Here is a 20,376-nt window from a genome sequence, read left to right as displayed (position 1 = left end):
CATGGCCTGGAAACGAACACCGCAGGGGTATGTTATTACCACTGCGACGATAACCCGTGCGGGGCCGGTTGAGTATTACGGCCACGAACTGGGATTAACTGGCAGCGATGCCGGCAAAAAAGTTACCGTTATCCGCACCCTCGACGAGCTGTCAAAGCCCGAAACCCTCGCTTCATTTAATGGCCTCCCCTTCACGCTGACCCATCCTGATGATGGAGAAGTGACCGCTGTGGACCATAGGGATAAAGCAGTTGGGCATATTGCTAACACCCACATAGAAGGGGATACCGTAGTTTGCGATGTTTACCTCACTGACGCGACAGCCATAGAGGCGCTGGAGGCAACCGGTATCCGGGAGGTGTCGGTCGGGTATGAACCGGCAACACTCGTCGAGCGGGGCGGAAAGCTTTACCACATCAACATCCGTGGCAATCACGTCGCGGGCGTGGCAGAGGGGCGTTACGGACCTCAGTGTAAGTTAAACGACAAAAAAGGTAAGACGATGTTCAAAACATTAACTGACGCCCTGAAATTCCTGAAGGGCAAAAAACTGAAGGATGCGGAAGGTGCCGCCCTGACCGCTGATGAACTGGTCGGCATGATCGCCGCGCTGGAAAAGGCGCTGGAAGAACTCCAGGGACAGGGAACGGAAGAAGCAACGGAGAAGGCTCAGGAAGTGCTGGCGCAACTGGCGGAACTTAAAGCGCAACTGGAGAGCGTGACGGGTGCGCCGGTGACAACCGACGACAATCCCGCAGCTGATGGTGGTGATGATAAGGACGCGAAAATCGCTGCACTGGAAACCGAAAACGCAGACCTGAAAGCGAAGGTGGAAAAACTGGAAAAAGAACTCGCCGATCTGAAAGCTGACGCAGAAACCGAAGCGACCCTGACCGATGCGAAAGTCCGTTTCCCGAAAATTAGTTTCAGTGATGCTAAATCCGCGCGTGATGTTCGTGCCGCTGTGCTGGTAAGTACCCGGGCGTTTAATGACGCGCAGGTCAAAAAAATGACCGACAGCGAAGTCCGCGCGGCATACGCGGCCATTCAGGCCACGTCAAAACCACGTAGCGAGATTGGCGCTCAGTTACTGAAAGACAACAAGCCAGCTTCGAAAAAACCGCAACGCAACGCCTTGGAGGAAAATAATTATGGCATTCGGGTTTACTGACTGGGACGGTGCCGAAGGCACCATCAAACCGGGCTCGATTAAACGAGCCTCCAGCTCAAACGACAAAGTCTGGGGCGAAGAGAACCTGACCGAAACGAAGTTGCCCTATGGCACGTTCGTAGCGGTCAACCCCGAGGGTGGCGTCATGCCTCTTGCTGACGATACCCGTATCCACGGGATTGTGGTGCGCGATATCTATGGCGACGGTGCGCCGCATAACAAACAGGTCAACGTGGGGCATTTCTCGCACGGTGACTGTGTCGGCGCACTGACGGTCGATGACGCTGATTTTACCCGTGGCGATACCGCCTATATCGTCGCGACGGGTGCCGATGCCGGGAAGGTGACTACCGAAGCAACCGGCAATATCGATCTGGGTTACTGGGTGGAGGATGTGAGTGCAGGTAATAACTGCGTGGCCATCACCCTGGGCTATGTACAACAGGCAGTTCAGCAGACGGAAGGAGCATAACCAATGCCTATGGAATCAGCAGATTTCGAAGAAGTGCTGCAGGAAGCGCTAACCGAGCGCGATATGGAGCTGCAGGAAAAAGAACTACCGGAGATCAACATTGGCGAAGCGCTTCCCGTTAAAGAGGGGCTCGATTTTTCCCGGGAATATGTGGATTTTGGCGTCTCGAAAGCAGTCGGATCGGTTAAAGACGGCATCATCGGAAATAAAACCAACAGCCTGAAAACCATTGACAGTGATATCGAATGGCTGAAAGCACCTGTCGGCCAGTGGGCTAAGGCGGCCACCTGGACGCAGCAGGAACTGGAGAAAATCGCCAGACTCAATATTAACCTGCAATCCAAGAAACAGGATGATTTGTACGCTAACGCCCTGTCGACTATCCAGTACGCGGGTTATGTCGGGCATCAGGGTGTGAAGGGCCAGGAAGGTTTACTGACGGGCACGGGTGTGCAAATTATTATCGACGCTTCCGGCAAAACCATTGCTGAACTGACATCGGATGAGTTTGTTAAGCTGGTTTTGGATGCTTACAACGTAGCCTGGCGAAAATCCGGTTACCGCATCCAGCCAACGCATATCGCAATGGATGCCAGCGACTTCATGCTGGCGATGCAGAAATTCGATCCAAACCCGATTGTTGTCGGTACCGACCTGCTGCCGATTGCGGCAATGGACCGCATCATGGCGGCGCTGCGTAAGGCTTCCGGCAACGATAATTTCAGTATCACTTTTGTCAAAGTACCCAGCAATTATGCGGTTGGCATCAAGACGGGTAAAACCCGCATGGCTATCTACACGTATGAAGCGGATTACGTTGAAATGGAAGTGCATATGCCAGAACTGCTGGCTGTACGACCGCGTGATCTGCTGACCTACGAGTGCGGCTATCGCTCGGCATTCGGTGGTGCAATGTGGAAACAGCCACAGTCGGCTGTTTACGTTGACTATAAATCCTCGCCAGCAGAGTAATCACGGGGGGGTAGCATGGAATTTACCGCACGTTACCCTGAATTCACCGCTATATCGCCAGAGCGTATTGCAGGCGCCCTGCAGGATGCTGCAAACCAGATGAGCCGCAGGGTGTGGCGAAAGCTCTATGAACAGGGCCAGCACGCCATGGCGGCGCATCTGCTTTATGCCTCTGGCGTGTTAACCGGCTCAGGCAATGCAAATGGAAAACCGGTTATGGCCGTTACCAGCAAAAGTGCAGGCGGCTTGTCGCTGGGTTATTCCGCACCTGACGCTGGTTTCGGGGTTAATCACGACGGCTACGCCTCCAGCAGTTACGGGCAGGAATATATCCGGCTGCGTAAGCTGGTGGGTGTGCATGTACTGGCGATACGGTGATGATTAAAAATTCGGGAAAATTTAAAGGCGCGGGACTTAGGGCACTGGAGGCCCGTATTCGTGCGCTGGGACGGACGAAAGTGGTTATTGGCGTACCAGCAGCCAGCAATACAGGGCGTGATGATGGTCTCAGCACGGCCACGATTGCCGCCGCGCATGAGTTCGGCGTGCCAGGTCATATTCCTGAGCGTTCGTTTCTGCGCTCTACCCTCCGTGAGAATAAGGAACAGGCCTCACGGTTTCTGGCTAAACGTCTTCAGGAAGCGATTTTCGAAGACGGACAAACGGAAGCGGCGTTTGCGCTGAGACGCGCTGGTGGGTGAAAAACTTGCTGGCGAGGTTAAACGCAAAATCCAGTCGGGAATTGCACCACCGCTGGACCCGAAAACCATCGCCAGAAAAGGGTCCTCCAGACCGCTAATCGATACCGGGAATTTACTGCAATCCATCACTTATGAGGTACGCGATAAATAATGGACGATTTTGCCGACGAAATATTCTCTGATCCGTTCTTTGGTCAGGAGTGTGAATTTACCGCAGCATCCGGCACCATGCGGAAACTTATCTGCATTGTGCGGCCTGCCAGCAACGATGACCTGCAGATCCTGCCTGAGGGTGATCGCTATAACCCGACGGTGCGCGTGATGACGCAGGCACCTGTTGAGAATAAAGAGTTGTTCTCATGGAATGGTCTGCGCTGGCGCATTATCAGTAAATCATTATGGAATGATTATGGCTATTACGACGCTTTCGCAACTCGATATGAAGGCAGTCAGGCAGACGATAGCGGCGGTTTTACAGTTACCTGAGGGCCGGGTGATTGACGGAAACGAGGAAACCGATGTTTCGGCGCTGGATTACTTTATTTCTGTCAGCAGCATGACGTCCGATCTCATCGGTGAAGAGCGCCGCTTTGACGGGGTAGCCGAAGCCGAGATCATTACCTCAACCCGTGAAACGCTGATATCGGTTAACGCCTTTGGACCTAACGCCTGCCTGATTATCGAAAAACTGTCGTCATCACTCAGTACTCATTACGCGCAGCAACAATTCAAACAGATCCCCGCTGGAATTGTCCGTAAGCCGCAAATCCGCAATCTGCCGACGGCGATTGCTGGTGGCAAGGAGCAACGGGCGCAAATCGATTTAACACTCTCTCATATCCATCGTATTGCCGCACCGCTTAACCGTGGTGAGACGGTGGATATTATTCTTTATGAGGATTAGCAATGAGCTTACCCATTAAGGAGGTCATCAATGCACAGATCCTGCCGCAGGCTACCGCAGCACAGCGCCGGGATTTGAGTATGGTTACCATTTTTACTTCAGACGTTGGCGAACCGTTCCAGGATGCCACAACCCGCTATTTGTTTGTATCCGGCCCTGAGGATGTAGCCAGTCAGTTTGGTTCGAAGTCAGAGGTTTACAAAGCGGCACTTTCGCTGTTCAGTGCCCGTCCGCGACCGAAACGCGCCATGATTGGCCGGTTCGCCGCTGAAACACAGGAAATTGCTGCCACCGCAAACGCGCTCAAAGGCTCAACGATTTCCGCTGGCATTAACACATTCAAAGCCATCACCGACGGCGCTATGACGCTGAATATCGGCGGTGTCGCCACCACGCTGAGCGGGCTGGATTTTAGCACAGCGATTGATTTCAGCGATGTGGCCGCTGTGATTGACGACCAGCTCCCGGAATCAGGCAACATCGGCGCGTTGTGGGATGGTGTCGGTAACCGCCTTATTATTCAGGCGCAGACTGCCGGAGCCTATCCCGCAACCCGTATTGGTTATGCCACCGACCCCGGAACCGGTTCTTATATCGGCAGTCTGCTGAAGCTGGAAGACGGGCAGGCGACGGTAATCACCGGGCAGGCGGCACAGACAGTCAACGCCGAACTGCCATCCGAAGCGATGCATAAGTTGCAGAACCTTTACCAGAACTGGTACGATTCCGCCTATTTCGCTGATGCACTGACAGATGAGCAACTGGACGACGCGCATTCCTGGATTGCTGCGGCGGATTTGAAAGTGCTGGCGTACACCGCAGTGCGTGATGAGCAAATCGAGTGGAACAACGCGAATATGCTCAAAAAACTGTACGACAAAAACAGTGGTCGCCTGATGGTGCAGTACAACAAAACCGGTGATAACCATGCTGCAGCAGAGCTGCTGGCGATTGCCGTTTCAACGCTCTGGCAGGGACAGAACACCGCTAAAACCGTCAAGTTCAAGCAGCAGACCAGCGTGCGCTCGGATGACCGCATCACATTAACCGAAGCGGCGAAATGCCAGCGACTGGGCATCAATTTTTATACCGACTATGACGGCATCAACATGCTGGCTGAAGGGCAGATGCTGGGTGGCACGTTCATCGATGAAGTGATGGGGCTCGATGCGTTTCTTGACGCCTGCCAGAAACAGGCATTTACCGCGCTGCAGGGCAACCCGAGCAAAGTGCCGCAAACCGACAAAGTTAGGCGATGCTGATTGGCTCCTGAATATCATTGGTGCTGAGTTCGTGCGCAACGGGTTTCTGGCAGGTGGTCTGTGGCGGGGTAATGACGTGGGTGCGCTGACGTGGGGCGACCGGCTCGACGAAGGCTTCTATTTCTACTCCGACAGTTTCGACCTGCAGTCTGATGCCGATCGCGAGGCCCGCAAAATGATGCCGGTTATGTGCGCCATCAAACTGGCGGGAGCGGGTCATTCTGCTGACCTGCTTATTCAGTTTAACCGTTAAGGATAAAAAAATGATAAAAAACATGACCGCAGCATCCTGTCATGCACCGCAGCACCCTGTCGCTGAACGGTTACGAAATTACTGCGTGGGACGAGTCCAGCGACTCGTTTTCTCTGGCACCCGTCGGGGATGATGGCGCGTATACCATCGGTGCCGGAGGGCGCGGGGTATTTGTGTTTACCGGCAACGAGTCCGGTATTCTCACCTTTAAGCTGTTACAGCATTCCGCTGACAACAAATTCCTGTGCGATTTGCGTAATCAAATCCTCAACAGCCAGTCGGCACCCACTCCGATTGAGATGTACTTTAAGGATACCTGGAACGGGGACGAACTGGTCGGACAGGCGGGATTTTTACCACGCCGCCGACCCATGCCCGTGGTACTGCGCATAACCCCAACACCTGGATTATCCAGTTCGAACGTATTGTTACCCGATTAGCAAAAGGGGCATTAAATGAATAAAGATGATGTGATCTATGAACATCGCCAGGCCAATTTTATCGAGGCCAAAAACCAGGCAATGAAACTGCTGGCGCTGCTTAAGTATGTTGACTGGATGTCGCTCTCGGGATGTATCTCCATGCAGGATTCGAAGGTTGAAATCGATATTGGCGGCATCGTGTCGAATATCGGCTCAGCAGAAATGCAGGGTGTTGAGGCATTTATCATTAAATACGTTACGGTACGCGATGAGAACGACCAGCCGGTCACGCTCAACCGTACCGATGTGTTTAACCGTCATTTCAATGCTCACCGCTCACATTACATTCCGCTCATTATTGAGGGGATAATGTTCCACTTTGCTGATTTTTTGCCCGATGGGGTCGCCTCTGCGATAAGTATGCCAGACTCGGTGACGCTGACGGCCCCGGTAAGTGATGTTGACTGGATAAAAATGCTCCCGGTGATGGAAGGTATCTACACCGGGCATGATTTACGCACCACGGCCACGCTCGAGGATGTGCTGGATTTCCACGAGGCATATGTTGAGCGTTTGCTGGCGCAACAGAGGTCGGACGATGGAGATCGAGGAACTGCTGGTCGCTATCGGCGTTGATACGACGCAGGCGGCAAAAATAAATGACGTGGTTGTCGCTCTGGGTGTGGCAGCGGCGCAGATTGCCAGCGAGGCAAACCGGGTAAACCGGAATCTGGACGATATCGGCGATCATTCGATACGGACAACGGAAGAGGCCACACGCAAGGCGAAGGAGGCGGAGAAATCGGTCGGTAAGCTGAAGATGCTGGCGGCGGGTGTGGGGGCTCTGATTGGCTATGTATCCGGGCGGGTACTGGGCTTTATTGATCAGGCCGTGGGTGGTGCGCGTACGCTGTCAAAAGAGAAAGGCTTGCTCTTCAACATCTCACAGGCAGAGCTACAGCAGGCTGACGAGTACCAGGCCGCAATGAAACGCACCGGGGTATCGATAGAGTCAGTTAAAACCAAAATCGCGCTCAACCTGCTGCCCCAACTGACGAATGCGGTGAATGGTTTTAACAACTGGCTCAGTGCCAGTAAAGAGCTGGTTGCGGGCGGGCTAACGAAAACTATCCAGTTTGGCGCGCGCGCGATACAGGTGATTGTGAATACCGGCAGGGCGATCGGTTCGGTGGTTAAAAACACCATCGGCTGGAAAGGTGCGCTTGTCATGCTGACGGCGGCGTTCGCCATCCTCAACCGCACGATGCTGATGAACCCGATTACCTGGATAGTTGCTGCAATTGTCGGTTTAATGCTCATCATTGACGACTTGATGGTCTATCTGGATGGGGAGAATCACAGTTCGGCGAATTCTGGGAAGCTGTATTGCCTGGATTAAGCGCGTAAAAGACTGGTGGTAATTTATCCGGTGAGTTTAAAACCTCGCTGAAACTCCTGGGCTCCATGTTTGCAGCAGCGTTCGGCACTAATCTGTTCCTGTCCGTTATCAAAGGTACAGGAATGTTTGGTCGTGCGCTGGCGCTGCTGACCTCTCCGTTCAGCCAAGTTATTAAACTTGTGGGAACGGCAGGTAAGGCGTTTATCTGGCTCGGTCGTGCGCTGCTGATGAACCCCATTGGACTGGTTATCGGACTGGTGGTGGGACTGGGGTATGTGCTGTACGATCTGTACCGGTGGCTGAAAACGGGTGAATCGTCCTTCGGCGACTTCTGGAAACCGTCCAGGAGACATGGGAGAAGATTAAGACGTTCTTCAGCGACGGGGTAAAGAACATCCTCAAATCACTGGGGATGAGCGAGGAAGGCGCCGGGAAGACCGTTAAAGCGCTCGGCGCGGCGTTCGCCCGGGTGTCTGGGCTTCTTACCTTACCATTTCAGCAGGGCTGGGAGTTAATTAAGGGCCTGTTCGATATCTGGGGCAGTGATACCGACAGTTTTACCAAAAAAATCGGCGACACCTTCAGACTGGTGACCGATATGATTAAGAAACCGTTTGAGGAAGCCTTTAACTGGGTCACGAAGAAGTATGATGATACGGTCGGCAAGCTGAAGGGATTATGGGACGGAGCCAAAGACATGGTAGGGCTTGGCGACGGCGATGTTGATGTTAAAGGGAAGGCGATCGACCTCGATCAGACCATAAAATCCATCACACAATCACCCTCTCCGGTCGCGGGTAACGCAATGATAGGTAACGGTGTGACGAACGCCACGACCAATAACAGCAGGCAGACCAGCATCAAAAATGACATCCAGGTAACCCAGCACATTGCCAGCACAGATCCGGTGCAGGCTGCAGACCTGTCAGCTAAAGGGCTGGAAAAATCGCTGAAGCAGACGGCCAGAAACCTGGAGGGAGGGGTTAATCGTTAAGCCCTCTTATATTTTTCATTTCCGGAGTCCTATGGATATTCTTAGCGGATTTAACACCTCACGTCGGGCGACGGTCATCACGCGCTCAATTGGCGATTTTATTCTGGACTGCGTAACCGTGGAAGGGCATGGATCCACGTTGCGCCTGACTGAGAACCCGGTTGAATCAGGAGCCAGCATTGCCGATCACGCCGTTCTCGAACCAAAAGAAATCACCGTGTCTGGTGTGATGGTTGGCTACTCGCCACCGCAACAATTCAAAAATCTGACCGGTTACGACACGTCATTTTATGAAGCCTACCCGCTCCCCCTCGAAATCACCGCATATACCCGCCAGACTGAGGCAATGGCGAATCAGTTTCTGACGATGGCAGACGGAGCAAAAGAGCAGGTAAGCCGGGTTTTGGCTCCCTGGTATCCGGAAGCGGCGGGGCTTGCTAATGACACCTCGGCTACGCTCGACCGGGTAGGAAAAGCGTATGAAGACCTGCTGACCCTGCAAAAAAGCGGCGAGACAATCACCGTTCAGACAGGGATCCGCCAGTACCACAACATGATGATCCTGAGTCTCAGTGTTACGCAGATGTACGACGGTTCGGCGGAGTTTACGCTAACGCTACGGGAAATATTTATCGTTGAGTCACAGAAGGCCCGGGGTATCCATCCGGATGTGAAATCATCGTCACCTGCCAAAAAGAACCTTGGCAAAACACAACCGAAAGAAGTCAGTCAATCGGGAATTAAGATGATCGGCAAAGAGCTTAAATCAATGATGGGGGGTTAACGCATGATATACGAAATCCCGGTTTCAACGGGTGAAATACAGGAGCAGTCATTTTCGCTATTCGGCATGAACCTGAGACTGACACTGTATTTCAATCCTGTCTTAAACGGCTGGCAGTTCGATTTACTGAATACGAACACCGGCGAACAAATAACCCGTCTGCAGGGATTAACGGTTAACGCTCCGGCACTGCTGGAGCGTAAATTACCCTTCGTCCTGGTGCTGGCTGACGGCTCGGGTCTCGGAATCAATTCGCTACAGCGCGGCGAGCTGGGCAACAGACTGATGCTCTACGCAGTCGAAACGGAGGTATGGCGTGAGGCAATTCGGACGAACGCTACGGCTTAATATTGGCAACGCCAGTGAATCCATCGAAATAACCAGCCTGCGGGTTGCGTTCTCGGTAGAAAAAACATTAACCAGTGAGCCTAATCCGGCCGTTATTCGGATCTGGAACGCCAACCTTCAAACCGCAATTTAATCGCCAGTAAGGTTTATGACCGGCTGTCGTTGTCCGTGGCCTATCGCGAGGATGAGTTACGTCTGATTTATACCGGTGATATTACCAATACGGTCACCCTGCGGGATGGCGTTGACTTCATTACCGAAATGACCTGCGGTGATGGCCACGCGGCCTGTACAAAAGCGGGGCTGAATAAAACGCTTCAGGCCGGAGCCAGTGACAAAGACATTCTGGCGGAAGCATCCAGGTCGATGGGGCTGGAAAGCGGCGTTGTTGATCTGCCTGAAGACCGGATCCTGCCGCGTGGAAAAGTGCTGACAGGAAACGCACGCGATACCCTGCATAAGATCGGTAAAAACAATAATGCCGACTGGTCAGTACAGGACGGACAATTGACTGTTTTACCAAAGGATAAGGTGGCGTCTGATAACGACGGATTTGTGTTGTCGCAGGAAACCGGAATGATTAACAGCCCGGAAAAAACCGACGACGGGTTGCAGATAACCTGCCTGTGTAATCCCGCATTGTGTATCGGTGGGCTGGTGCGCGTCGTGTCCATCATCCCCGAGTACAACGGTGATTATAAAATCACTGAACTGACCCATACCGGCGATCTGCTGGGAAATGACTGGTACACAAAGCTACTGTGCGTCGGCGGGCGATTTAAAAAGGCAGGTACCTGATGGAAAAAAATCCCAGTTTGCTGGATGTGCTCAGTCAGAACGCAGACAACCAGCGACGTGATATTCACACCGCGCTTCCCGCTACGGTAATTGCGTGCAACGGTCATACTGCAACGCTACAGCTTATGATCGACCAGGTTATGCGTGACGGCGTGCAACTGGCATTGCCACCGCTGGTGGATGTGCCTGTTGGTTTTTATCGGGGTGGAGGATTCTGTGTGACAGTTCCCCTGAAACCCGGTGACGAGGGCTTAGCGATATTTTCCGAGCGCTGCATCGATGGCTGGTTTGTATCCGGCCAACAGTCCGCGCCACTCGATACCCGCTTTCATGATTACTCAGACGCATTTTTTCTGCCGCAGGGCAGCAGCCGACCCAAAAAAATCCCGGCGTATTCAACGGATGCACTGTCGATGCAGACCGATGATGGCGCAACATTCATTCGTATCACGCCGGGAAAAATAACCATTCAGGGTGATATTGAGCACACGGGGAACCGGGTGCAGACCGGAAATTCATTGATTAACGGTAACCATTCGGTTACGGGCGATAGCGAATCCAGTGGTGGCATGATGACTCACAACGGCAAAAATATTGGTGATACACACACGCACACAGGCGTACAGACCGGTAGCGGCAATACAGGAGCACCTTGCTGATGAGAACCCGACGACTGGACAGTAATCACGACTGGATGTTTGGCAACGGGCGCGGGGATTATGCAACTGAATCACAGGCGATAGCCCAGTCAGTAGAAACCCGCCTTTTGTCGCTTTATGGTGACTGGTTTTTAAACCGCGAGCATGGACTTAAGTGGTTCGACTGGCTGCAGAAAAACCCGGACCTGATTCAGATGGAATCTGCGTTAAAAAATACTGTACTCAGCACGGCTGGAGTAACAGAAATCACTGCTTTTGCAATCGGTCTTGATCCCGATACCCGACGCATGAGCGTGCAGGTGAGCTATAACGACATCTATGGCGAGAACAACCAGGTGGTAACCCATGCTCCGGATAACTGATACCGGCATTATAATTGACCAGCTCGCCGATGTGCATCAACGCTTGATCGAGGGCTTCAGGCGTATCTATGGCGATGATATTAATCTCGATAGCGATACCCCGGACGGTCAGATGATCGGGCTGTTCTCACAGGAAATAGCCAACGTCAACCAGGCTATTGCCATGATTGTACAGATGCTGGATCCGTACAAGGCCACAGGAACCTGGCTTGAACAGCGCAGCATGTACGCGGGGGTCGTCCGTCGTGGTGCGGATTATAGTTATATCCATGACGTGGTATTCACGGGCAGGCCGAATATCCCGATCCCGGCAGGCGCGGTACTGGTCGACAGCAATCGCGTTAAATGGCTTACGCTGACGGCTATCAGCCTGAACACCAACGGTTCAGCGCGGGCGGGCATTCGCAGTGTTGAGCTGGGAGGATATTCTCTTTCCAGTGGTTCTGAGCTGACAATGGAAACAGTCACGGTTGGCGTTGAGAAGGTCACTACCACATCGGCCGCAATACCGGGGGCGTTTGAGGAAACAGACGGCAACCTGCTTATCCGCTTTATGCGTTCACATTCCATTAATAACCACGATGATCGCCAGGGTCTTGAGGGGCACTTCTTGATATTGCGGATGTAAAACAGGCGCGCGTATATGAGAACTACACCAGTCAGACCGATGGTAACGGTGTTCCGGGACATACGCTGAATGCAGTGGTTATCGGCGGCAGCGATTCCGATATCGCGCGAACCATTCTTAAAAAGAAAATGGGTGGCTGTGGTCTGATGGGTAATGTGGCGTATGTACTTCAGTATGCGGATCTACCGCGCACCGTCTATTTTGATCGCGCAGAGATTATCGACATCAGCATCAGACTGGTGCTGGAGCGCACGTCCGGTTTTAACGATATAGATACAGACGGTATCAAAGCCGCGCTGGCCGCAACGGAATTCACCATAGGCGAGAACGTTTACGCCATGCGGCTGACCTGCCAGGTTAATTCTGTGCCGGGTTTTTATATCAAATCCATACGGGTTAACGGTTCAGATACAGCGCTTATCGGCGTTCGCCAGTGCGCCAGGATCACGCCTGAAAATGTGGAGGTACTGATTGAGTAAATCGCGGGAAGATTTTTTAATCTGGCAGTACAGAGGAAAACCGAAGGCCCGACAAACCGTCGGGCTTTTGCTTTCTGAAACTAAAAAAAGTGTTTGGATCCGCAATTCAGCTTTCCACCCTGCTGGATGTTAATACCGCCACCGGCTATGCGCTGGATTTAGTCGGGCGGCACGCTGGGATTGACCGGGTGATGAAGTCCATTATCCCCAAAGAGTATTTTGGCTGGTCGGAAGTTGAGGCGGCACTTGGGTTTAATACCGGTGTGTTCTACCGCTACGGTGACGCTTTAAAGGCATCTTCTGTACTGAATGATGACGAATATCGGTTTCTTATCAAAGCAAAAATCATCAAAAACTATCAGCAGCCTGATATTGCCGGTATTACGTATTCATTACGTCATTTACTGGGCGAGCAGGCTTTCATTATCGATAATTATGATATGTCGATGAATGTCGTTATCCCTGCCGGTTATTTAACACCTTTTCGTATCCATGCTCTGAAAAATCTCGACATCTTATCGAGACCGGTGGGTGTCAGTTATAAATATCTCATTATTACCGATGCGCAGCCATTTGGCTGGTCCGGGGACCCGCTCGCATTTGGTTTTAACGATGGAAAATTTACGAGGTTAATGAATGTCAGTTATTAAAAAACCCGATTTAAAAATATTTGCGCAGGACGCTAAAACGGGAGAAATCGAAGCGTTCCCCGATGTCCTGAGGGGATGGGGAGTAACGCTGGACAGAACAGCGGGCAAACCACCGTTAGAGTGGTTTAACGCAGTGGGTAAGCGTGTCGATGAATGGCTGATGTACCTGACGCAACGCGGGGTCGCCGAATGGGACGCTTCACTTTCCTATCCAAAAACTGCCATCGTTCAGTTCGGAAACGTTATTTATGTCTCTGTGAAAGAAACGAAGGGGGAACAACCGGATAAATCGCAGGCATCCTGGTCGACCTTTGACAGGTTTCTGGGGTTAAAAAACTATTACACCAGAACGGAATCCGATACCCGGTTTCAGCCAAAGGGAAATTACCAAACCGCCGGTTACAGCTATTCAAAGCAGGAATCGGACGGATTGTATCTTCCTGCAACGGCACTGGGCACCGCTAACGGTCAGGTAATGACGGTAAATGGCCGCTATCCGTCCGCAAATAACCTGACGACTGCGTTTATGTCAAACAATACCCCGGATCTCCCGGGTGCGACTGGCGACAGGAATAAGCCCTCCCTTGAGGTGAGTAACGGTGGTAACAAATCGGCATCTGCGGCAATGATGTTTCACCGGGAGGGGGACTTTGCCACCTTTTTCGGACTGGATACCGATAACTCCTTAGCTATTGGCGGGCATTCACTTGCCGGAAAACGATACCGGATTTATCACGAGGGCTATACAGGGGATCTGTCTACCCAGACTGACGCACAGAACAGAGCAAACCAGGCTGAGCAGAATGCTAAAGACTGGACAAGCGCTCAGGTTACAAGTCTCACTAACAATATCAATACCCGTGCTACGCAGGAGTGGGTGGATCAGAATTTTGCGAGAAAGCCGACCGCATCAATACAGGCTACCGGTTGGTTTCGTGACGCTGCAACGGGCCTAATAACTCAGTGGGGTATTGTTAATCGAGGTGGCGTTTCGACTCGTGTCTGGTTCCCTATAGCGTTTCCTAGCCTGTGCTTAAATATTCAACTGACGTTACGGAACTCCAACGCTGGTGGTAGCTCAGCTAACGTTTTTGCTAACGGTGAGGACGGACAGGGATTCAATTATATATCTAACAATAATGAGCTTCAGTCATTTTGGATGGCGATAGGGTATTGATTATGAATAAGTATAAGTTCAGTGCAAAAACAAACGGATTTTATCCAGTAGATCTACTCAAAAGCTATGAAGAGGCCGGGACATTACCACCCGACCTACTTGATGTTACAGATGAAACGTATGCCATATTCAGCGGGCATCCACCGAAGGGAACCGTTCGTGGAAGTAAAAAAGGTATGCCTTGCTGGATAGATATTCCACCACCAGATACAGAACATATACAGGAATAGGTAAAGGCCAAAAAAAAACGGCAACTGACTGACGAAACTTCTGATGTTATAATCCCGCTGAAACAAGCCGTTACTCAGAAGGGGGGATCGGGTCAGTTCCACCTTGTGATAACATTTGATTTATTTTTAATTACGGGGGGGGGGTGGTTGTTGAAGACGTATTATACCGGAATACAATATTTACGTGGAGTAGCAGCGATCTCGGTAATTGTCTACCATGCGATGGTGATGCAGGCCGTCAGTCAGTTTTTTCCGTCCCCGGTTGGTAATTTTGGGGTGGACGTATTTTTTGTTATTTCCGGTTTTATAATGTGGGTTACAACAACAACGGGCAAGAAAGTCACCCCCGGTGAATTTTTTAGGGCTCGGTTGTTTAGGGTCTTCCCGCTTTACTGGTTTTTTACCTGGGCTCTTCTTATTGCAATTTTTACCGTGCCGTCTGCGTTCCTGAATCAGCGGAATTTAGATATTATATATACGCTAAAATCATTTTTTTTAATTCCTGCCCGTAATCCAGATGTTGGTGACGTTACGCCATTATATACGATAGGGTGGACGTTAGTTTATGAAATGTTCTTTTACGTTGTATTCGCACTGGCATTGTTTTTTAATGACGGACGGCATAGATTAATCTGTCTGGCATCGGTGTTTTGTGCGCTGGTTCTTATCGGTATCGTTATTACTCCTAAAGGTGCTATAGGAGTAACTTATACCAGTCCTGTTTTATTAGAGTTCCTCTCAGGAATTATGATTGGTGTAAATATTAATAGGTTATCTAATTTAAATACAAGATATGGTTTTATATTTTTAGGTTTATCGATAATGTGTTTCGTGTGGGGGTATTTAAATGAGGCCGTGTTATCCCGTGTTATCGCGTTTGGTCCGGGGGCAATACTATTAGTTGTTTCAAGTCTTGTTTTTGAAAAGCGTTTAACCAGGAAGCCGAATAGAGTCGCACTTTTGCTCGGCGGAGCGTCTTACTCTATGTATTTGGCTCACCCTATAGCACAGAGAGCCTGGTATGTCGCTGAAACTCGCGTTAGTGGTAGCCTATCCACGTTGCAGAGTGCAGTAATATACTCTATTGGTGCTGTTGTAGTGGGGATCGTGGGTGGGGTAATTTGTTATTTTTTAATTGAAAAACCCGGTATAGCGTTAGGCAGGAAAGTGAAACAGAAATTGAGTTCAGGAGCCGAGAGGTAGTTTGATTCGTCTTGACAATCGGTACTGTTTTTGATATGAATAAACCTGCTTTAAGTCAGATAGATACGCTTAGTGTTCCCCGCGCGAGCGGGGATGAGCCGCCTTTGTAAATTCTCATCCTCCCACAACCCTCTAGTGTTCCCCGCGCGAGCGGGGATGAGCCGTAAAAAAGGGGGGGAATCATGATAATCACCTGGAATATTTATAAAAAATGCATCGTATCTTGTTGATTTTTAACGGGAGTAATTTTGTATTTTATTCCAAGTATTTTTAATAACTATTTGATTTTAAATGTATTTTCTTCGGTCTTGAAAACCGGCGAGGGGCGACCCTCCCAGAGTTCGAATCTCTGCGCTTCCGCCATATAAAACAAGGGGTTACCGTAAGGTAACCCCTTGTTGTTTTGCGCCTTTGAACAGTTCTGGAATATCTTTTCTCAAGTGGTTTATCCCTGGACAGAAGAGTGCTGTTTCTCTGTCTTGTGTCCACGGAATAATCGCCTGCCTGGCTGTGACTCTCACAATCTGATATATCTTTGATGATGCAATCTTAGCGAATCTTGCGGATTAAAGATTTACTACGTCGCCACCAACTAACAACCCGGTTCCAGCCACAAATGCTGATTCATCGGAGGCCAAATAGACTGCGGTCTGGGCTAATTCATTAGGCTATTTTACTTGTCATTCTGGCCCTGGGCAGTGTTCGAAATCCTCGCGTACTCCGTGTACGCTGCGGTTTCTCCGCGCTGTCTGTATCCAAACTGGCTGCGTCAATAACGCCTGGTGGGTCAGGTTCTTACTCTTAAAATATTTTCATGACTGATAATGAACTTTATTTTTAAATCAACGCTATGATCGATTAATATTGCAGCAAGTTAACTATGGAAATAACAGGAATAGCATATGGGAAATCGCTCTAATTGTTATGGACGGGGAACAGCATTAGATGGGGATATCACTATCACTGGTGCACGATGTATTGCTTCGATGTCGAACCATAGCGAGCATGGTCGTAGAGTGATTCATGTAGAAGATAAAACCACGCGCTGCCCGAAATGCGGGCAAGAAGGGGTTGTTATGACGGGTGAACCACGTCACAGGAATATGGGCAGAATTGTGGCGGTGGATGGCTCTGATATAGCGTGTGGCTGTCCTTCCGGTACAAACCGGATTATTGCTCCGGCTGGGCAGTGGATTGGTAGTGAGCCGAATCCGGCTGAGGTGAAGCGGATAAAACTGTTAGCCGAACGCAAAGCGAATGCCGAAGAAAAAGTGAGGTAACAACAGGTTGAGCAGGAGCGCAATCGGTTTTTGCCAAATCCTGTCTGCGTGGTGAAGGCTGTAATGATGCCGGAGAGCAACAGGAACCACATACTCACTTTGCGGAGATGGCCTTTTACCAGACTACTTTCCTTGCTGCGGGTACGCAGGCGGCGACAGAAGGAACCAGTGTTTTCGGTTTAATTGGGGGCAGGGCACTGACTCCAGGCACATGGGCTGCAACAACGGTAACAAGGCTCGGTCAGATTGCGGTGGCAGGTCCTGGTGCCCCGATAGCAGCCTTACTGGTGGGGATGTATCCAGGCAGGCTCAATGACGGTGAGCAGGATTTTATCGACCGGATGCGGCTGGAGCAAATGCGGGAAGCACCCACGCAGGTACGCTATACCTGGGAAATCAACAGCCAGTGATATCTGGAGCCCCATGGCTGGCATACGCCAGCGGGAAAAGACCAGGTTCGGGTACGCAGAATGGCGTGGGACAGTTATCGCAAAGCGTATACCTTCACCACGGAAGAAGTGCCTCGGATTACCCTTATCTGGACACCTGACAGCTCAGGCGTCCATGTGCCTGCGAATTCGGGCAACCAGAATCCGATCAGGATACCGAATCCAGTCATGGTCGATCCGCTGCCGGAAAGCAGCCGTATTGAAGCCACAATCAGCCCGGTTGTGGAAGAAAAGGATTTTGCTGATTATATTCTGATCCTGCCGATAGTGGATATTCCGCCGATTTATGTATATTTAAGTAGAAGAAAAGGAATGCCAGAAGAAGGACATTCCTATTATTCTGCGCCAGATACGAATGAGATTACAGGTATTCCTGATCTTATTATGGTAAAATGGAAAACTCCCAGACAAGGCGGCGGAGGGATGCGAGAACGTTGGATGGATAAGAAGAAAAGACGGATTTATGAATGGGATTCACAACATGGTGAATTAGAAATATATCTGGCAAGTGATGGAGAACATCTTGGATCTGTGGATTATCAGACCGGTTCAGAATTAAAACCTGCTGTCAAAGGTAGAAATATTAAACGTTATCTATGAGGTTGCTATGTCTTATAAGATGAAGTTGATGTGGTATAATAAAGAAAATTTTGAAAATGAAGGATATGATATCTCTGCTATTCTGGATAACAGTATTTGTTTTTTGGATGCATTAGGGCTTGCTAATGATTCAAGAATTTATGATGGAGGTTATGATGTGAAAGAAAATTGGCTGCAATATATACAACCCTATTTTCAGCATCAAATAGATTTACAACAATATGATTATCAATTAGCATTTCGATATGTTTAGATTTTTTAGTTGCTTTTAAATTCATTTGACAGTGCGAAAGCATTATTACTATATTGTATGGAGGAGTAGTACATCAGAAATTTGCAATACTGAAAGAAAACCGTCGAATAGCCACGCGCTCAGAAAAAACAGCCAGAAACTATCTGAGCATGCTAAAACTGGGGGCAATCAGGTTGTTTTTAAGGCGCTTGTTAGGTTAAGGGACACAGCCTAATGAGGCCAGAGAGCACGAATTTTCATCAGGGCTTATGAAGCCGGATATATGTTTGTGACTACATTGTCAGAAAAGATCTGCTGATGCTTGCATCGGGGAGGTGTCCATATAGCTATTTAGTATGTGAAGTGTAGGATAAAGACTACATAACGATGGATGCACTACCATGAATATAAACAGTATGGATTTACAGACAAAGTTAAAAGCGACGATCACAAAAGCATCTGTTTTACTGCCCTATAATGTCGGATAGCAGCTATTGGCACTGGTAACACCACAGGCCTTAGCAAAAATGGCTGGAGTTATTGTGATATGGGCAGGTTCACATTTCTTAGGTATAGGTGAACTTGCTGATGTGATCCTGCTGGTTGTAGGGTGGGTAGCTGTAGGCGGTATTGCAGTTGAAGCCGGGAAGAAGCTTTATGATTTTGCAGTTAAAACGAACAATGTGCAAACAGAGTCCGATCTTGACATCGCAGCGTAAAATTTGGCTGATGCGATAACATTGATCGGTGTTGATACTGATCAGAACCAAAAATTTCACTTAAGATAAAGCCCGCATTTTCTCACCAGGGGACTTTTTATGGCTTATTCTAAAGAAACTCAATCTATTATCAATTCAATTCTGCCGGCCATCCGCAACCTGGCTGATTTGCTCAACAGCGACAGTGACAATGCAGACGAAGCATTCGATACCTTCACTGAACTGCTGAATGGGCATATTGAGGATATGGGCGAGGATCAATTCTGTCAGAATCACAAGGACGGTATGACCGGCTATGACCTGGTGGGAATAGTGGATGACAGCGCTATGGGCAACAGCTTTATGGTGGACTGGAAAGACACTGAATCCGCCATTGAGTGGCTGGCGGACGTAATGGATAATGAGGATATTTCGCTGGCTTTTGATTATGGCACGGACGATCCAGAGAACACACTTGACGTACATCAGATTTTTGTCCGTAGTAATCTGCAGCTGAATACCATCGGCTGGCATTTACTTGGTATTGAAACCGGGGATGATAGTTTCTGTGAAATTTTATTGCATACATCTCTGCTGGATAACTTTCTGAATATTATGAACATACTGGGTATGGAAATTAATATGAACGAAAAAGAATAGGCAAGAATTTAATCATATTCTTTAACCCATGTTTTTTCACTGAGGGGGGTAATTCCCCCGAAAAAGCAGCATATGCATAAGTAAAATCTCCTCGTCATCTGAGCACAGGAGATTCACTATGAAAAATAACTCCTGGTGGACCAGGCGCTAAGTGACAATATAACCTTATAATTTTTTAGACCAATACAAGAAGTAGAAAGCGATTATGCCCAATAAGAGTGCTCCGGATAAAGTATTTCCTATTATTTTAGGGATAAATGATTTGTCTTTTCGATAATGATAAATAGCCGGACCCCATTTACGACACTCCTTAAATACGCCTTTCTTATACGAAGAATAGCTATTATGGAGAGCATGTAAACCTACAACTACATAGAATATAAGTATGGTAATATTAAGTATTTTTTTGTCCATATTTTTTTACAATTATATTACAATACCTTGCTATGCATGTTATACTAACAGCTTTTTTCTTTGATAACCAGAGTGATTGACAGGGTTGAATGCATTGCTGTCTGATTATCGAATCAGGCCTTATTTTTTCAAAAAATTAACATATCGATACTGATTTGCCTGCCGTTGCCATGGC

At 49.5% G+C, this 20,376-nt stretch carries 32 protein-coding genes and 2 pseudogenes; 33 read left to right on the top strand and 1 reads right to left on the bottom strand.

What is annotated here, in order from left to right:
- The first annotated feature begins 1 nt into the window (after nt 1).
- The 26 genes from PT300_11625 (at nt 2) to PT300_11500 (ending at nt 15,868) form a co-directional block, all read left to right on the top strand.
- The gene (locus tag PT300_11625; protein ID MDF7681196.1) at nt 2-1,171 is read left to right on the top strand and encodes a DUF2213 domain-containing protein; all 1,170 of its coding nucleotides are present in this window, start codon (nt 2-4) and stop codon (nt 1,169-1,171) included.
- Entirely contained in the window at nt 1,152-1,643 is a 492-nt protein-coding gene (locus tag PT300_11620; GenBank protein MDF7681195.1) for a hypothetical protein, read from the top strand. Before PT300_11625 ends, PT300_11620 begins: the two co-directional genes overlap by 20 nt.
- Nucleotides 1,644-1,646: 3 nt before the next feature.
- The gene (locus PT300_11615; protein ID MDF7681194.1) at nt 1,647-2,615 is read left to right on the top strand and encodes a DUF2184 domain-containing protein; all 969 of its coding nucleotides are present in this window, start codon (nt 1,647-1,649) and stop codon (nt 2,613-2,615) included.
- Nucleotides 2,616-2,630: 15 nt separating this feature from the next.
- Complete coding sequence (locus tag PT300_11610; GenBank protein MDF7681193.1) at nt 2,631-2,993, top strand: DUF4054 domain-containing protein; 363 nt, start codon at nt 2,631-2,633, stop codon at nt 2,991-2,993.
- Complete coding sequence (locus tag PT300_11605; GenBank protein MDF7681192.1) at nt 2,990-3,316, top strand: hypothetical protein; 327 nt, start codon at nt 2,990-2,992, stop codon at nt 3,314-3,316. Before PT300_11610 ends, PT300_11605 begins: the two co-directional genes overlap by 4 nt.
- Nucleotides 3,309-3,467 carry a hypothetical protein gene (locus PT300_11600; GenBank protein MDF7681191.1) on the top strand — a complete coding sequence of 53 codons (159 nt, stop codon included), beginning with the start codon at nt 3,309-3,311 and terminating at the stop codon, nt 3,465-3,467. The genes PT300_11605 and PT300_11600 overlap by 8 nt, the downstream gene beginning before the upstream one ends.
- A complete protein-coding gene (locus PT300_11595; GenBank protein MDF7681190.1) occupies nt 3,467-3,802 on the top strand; it encodes a hypothetical protein in 336 nt (111 codons plus the stop codon). The genes PT300_11600 and PT300_11595 overlap by 1 nt, the downstream gene beginning before the upstream one ends.
- Nucleotides 3,726-4,220 carry a hypothetical protein gene (locus tag PT300_11590; GenBank protein MDF7681189.1) on the top strand — a complete coding sequence of 165 codons (495 nt, stop codon included), beginning with the start codon at nt 3,726-3,728 and terminating at the stop codon, nt 4,218-4,220. The genes PT300_11595 and PT300_11590 overlap by 77 nt, the downstream gene beginning before the upstream one ends.
- A gap of 2 nt (nt 4,221-4,222) precedes the next feature.
- Nucleotides 4,223-5,482: a DUF3383 family protein gene (locus PT300_11585; GenBank protein ID MDF7681188.1), complete on the top strand. Its 1,260-nt coding sequence runs from the start codon at nt 4,223-4,225 to the stop codon at nt 5,480-5,482.
- Complete coding sequence (locus PT300_11580) at nt 5,388-5,735, top strand: DUF3383 family protein (GenBank protein ID MDF7681187.1); 348 nt, start codon at nt 5,388-5,390, stop codon at nt 5,733-5,735. The genes PT300_11585 and PT300_11580 overlap by 95 nt, the downstream gene beginning before the upstream one ends.
- Nucleotides 5,736-5,776: 41 nt before the next feature.
- On the top strand, nt 5,777-6,175 hold the full coding sequence (locus tag PT300_11575; GenBank protein ID MDF7681186.1) for a DUF3277 domain-containing protein: 399 nt from the start codon (nt 5,777-5,779) through the stop codon (nt 6,173-6,175).
- Between the two features lie 15 nt (nt 6,176-6,190).
- Nucleotides 6,191-6,793, top strand: a complete 603-nt coding sequence (locus PT300_11570) for a putative phage tail assembly chaperone (GenBank protein ID MDF7681185.1) — start codon at nt 6,191-6,193, stop codon at nt 6,791-6,793.
- A complete protein-coding gene (locus PT300_11565) occupies nt 6,756-7,556 on the top strand; it encodes a hypothetical protein (GenBank protein MDF7681184.1) in 801 nt (266 codons plus the stop codon). Before PT300_11570 ends, PT300_11565 begins: the two co-directional genes overlap by 38 nt.
- 65 nt (nt 7,557-7,621) lie before the next feature.
- Nucleotides 7,622-7,945, top strand: coding sequence for a hypothetical protein (locus tag PT300_11560; GenBank protein MDF7681183.1), 324 nt, complete (start codon nt 7,622-7,624; stop codon nt 7,943-7,945).
- Between the two features lie 23 nt (nt 7,946-7,968).
- Nucleotides 7,969-8,550 (top strand): hypothetical protein, encoded by a 582-nt coding sequence (locus tag PT300_11555; GenBank protein ID MDF7681182.1) that lies wholly within the window; start codon nt 7,969-7,971, stop codon nt 8,548-8,550.
- Nucleotides 8,551-8,581: 31 nt separating this feature from the next.
- Nucleotides 8,582-9,334, top strand: a complete 753-nt coding sequence (locus PT300_11550) for a hypothetical protein (protein ID MDF7681181.1) — start codon at nt 8,582-8,584, stop codon at nt 9,332-9,334.
- A 3-nt stretch (nt 9,335-9,337) separates the two neighbouring features.
- Nucleotides 9,338-9,682: a hypothetical protein gene (locus tag PT300_11545; protein ID MDF7681180.1), complete on the top strand. Its 345-nt coding sequence runs from the start codon at nt 9,338-9,340 to the stop codon at nt 9,680-9,682.
- A gap of 168 nt (nt 9,683-9,850) precedes the next feature.
- Nucleotides 9,851-10,480, top strand: coding sequence for a hypothetical protein (locus PT300_11540; protein MDF7681179.1), 630 nt, complete (start codon nt 9,851-9,853; stop codon nt 10,478-10,480).
- Nucleotides 10,480-11,139: a Gp138 family membrane-puncturing spike protein gene (locus tag PT300_11535; GenBank protein MDF7681178.1), complete on the top strand. Its 660-nt coding sequence runs from the start codon at nt 10,480-10,482 to the stop codon at nt 11,137-11,139. Before PT300_11540 ends, PT300_11535 begins: the two co-directional genes overlap by 1 nt.
- Nucleotides 11,139-11,501: a hypothetical protein gene (locus PT300_11530; protein MDF7681177.1), complete on the top strand. Its 363-nt coding sequence runs from the start codon at nt 11,139-11,141 to the stop codon at nt 11,499-11,501. Before PT300_11535 ends, PT300_11530 begins: the two co-directional genes overlap by 1 nt.
- Nucleotides 11,485-12,129, top strand: coding sequence for a baseplate J/gp47 family protein (locus tag PT300_11525; protein MDF7681176.1), 645 nt, complete (start codon nt 11,485-11,487; stop codon nt 12,127-12,129). The genes PT300_11530 and PT300_11525 overlap by 17 nt, the downstream gene beginning before the upstream one ends.
- Before the next feature lie 74 nt (nt 12,130-12,203).
- On the top strand, nt 12,204-12,608 hold the full coding sequence (locus tag PT300_11520) for a hypothetical protein (GenBank protein MDF7681175.1): 405 nt from the start codon (nt 12,204-12,206) through the stop codon (nt 12,606-12,608).
- Between the two features lie 89 nt (nt 12,609-12,697).
- Nucleotides 12,698-13,258, top strand: a complete 561-nt coding sequence (locus PT300_11515) for a DUF2612 domain-containing protein (protein ID MDF7681174.1) — start codon at nt 12,698-12,700, stop codon at nt 13,256-13,258.
- Nucleotides 13,245-14,435, top strand: coding sequence for a hypothetical protein (locus PT300_11510; GenBank protein MDF7681173.1), 1,191 nt, complete (start codon nt 13,245-13,247; stop codon nt 14,433-14,435). The genes PT300_11515 and PT300_11510 overlap by 14 nt, the downstream gene beginning before the upstream one ends.
- Before the next feature lie 2 nt (nt 14,436-14,437).
- On the top strand, nt 14,438-14,665 hold the full coding sequence (locus PT300_11505) for a hypothetical protein (protein MDF7681172.1): 228 nt from the start codon (nt 14,438-14,440) through the stop codon (nt 14,663-14,665).
- A gap of 105 nt (nt 14,666-14,770) precedes the next feature.
- Nucleotides 14,771-15,868, top strand: coding sequence for an acyltransferase (locus tag PT300_11500; protein MDF7681171.1), 1,098 nt, complete (start codon nt 14,771-14,773; stop codon nt 15,866-15,868).
- 566 nt (nt 15,869-16,434) lie between these two features.
- On the opposite strand, the pseudogene PT300_11495 reads toward PT300_11500, so the two are convergent.
- Nucleotides 16,435-16,530 (bottom strand): annotated as a pseudogene (locus PT300_11495) (short-chain dehydrogenase).
- A 240-nt stretch (nt 16,531-16,770) separates the two neighbouring features.
- On the opposite strand from PT300_11495, the gene PT300_11490 reads away from it, so the two are divergent.
- The 7 genes and pseudogenes from PT300_11490 (at nt 16,771) to PT300_11460 (ending at nt 19,787) form a co-directional block, all read left to right on the top strand.
- Nucleotides 16,771-17,148: a PAAR domain-containing protein gene (locus PT300_11490; protein ID MDF7681170.1), complete on the top strand. Its 378-nt coding sequence runs from the start codon at nt 16,771-16,773 to the stop codon at nt 17,146-17,148.
- 107 nt (nt 17,149-17,255) lie between these two features.
- Entirely contained in the window at nt 17,256-17,558 is a 303-nt protein-coding gene (locus tag PT300_11485; protein ID MDF7681169.1) for a hypothetical protein, read from the top strand.
- A gap of 60 nt (nt 17,559-17,618) precedes the next feature.
- Nucleotides 17,619-18,197, top strand: coding sequence for a colicin E3/pyocin S6 family cytotoxin (locus tag PT300_11480; protein ID MDF7681168.1), 579 nt, complete (start codon nt 17,619-17,621; stop codon nt 18,195-18,197).
- A 28-nt stretch (nt 18,198-18,225) separates the two neighbouring features.
- The gene (locus tag PT300_11475) at nt 18,226-18,450 is read left to right on the top strand and encodes a colicin E3-like toxin immunity protein (GenBank protein MDF7681167.1); all 225 of its coding nucleotides are present in this window, start codon (nt 18,226-18,228) and stop codon (nt 18,448-18,450) included.
- Between the two features lie 65 nt (nt 18,451-18,515).
- Nucleotides 18,516-18,650: pseudogene (locus PT300_11470) on the top strand (IS5 family transposase).
- Between the two features lie 306 nt (nt 18,651-18,956).
- Entirely contained in the window at nt 18,957-19,148 is a 192-nt protein-coding gene (locus tag PT300_11465; GenBank protein ID MDF7681166.1) for a hypothetical protein, read from the top strand.
- Nucleotides 19,149-19,247: 99 nt separating this feature from the next.
- Nucleotides 19,248-19,787 carry a hypothetical protein gene (locus tag PT300_11460; protein ID MDF7681165.1) on the top strand — a complete coding sequence of 180 codons (540 nt, stop codon included), beginning with the start codon at nt 19,248-19,250 and terminating at the stop codon, nt 19,785-19,787.
- Nucleotides 19,788-20,376: the final 589 nt, after the last annotated feature.

This window comes from Enterobacteriaceae bacterium ESL0689, assembly GCA_029433525.1.
Lineage (GTDB): Bacteria > Pseudomonadota > Gammaproteobacteria > Enterobacterales > Enterobacteriaceae > JAQTIF01.
This window is presented reverse-complemented; position numbering and strand designations above follow the sequence as displayed.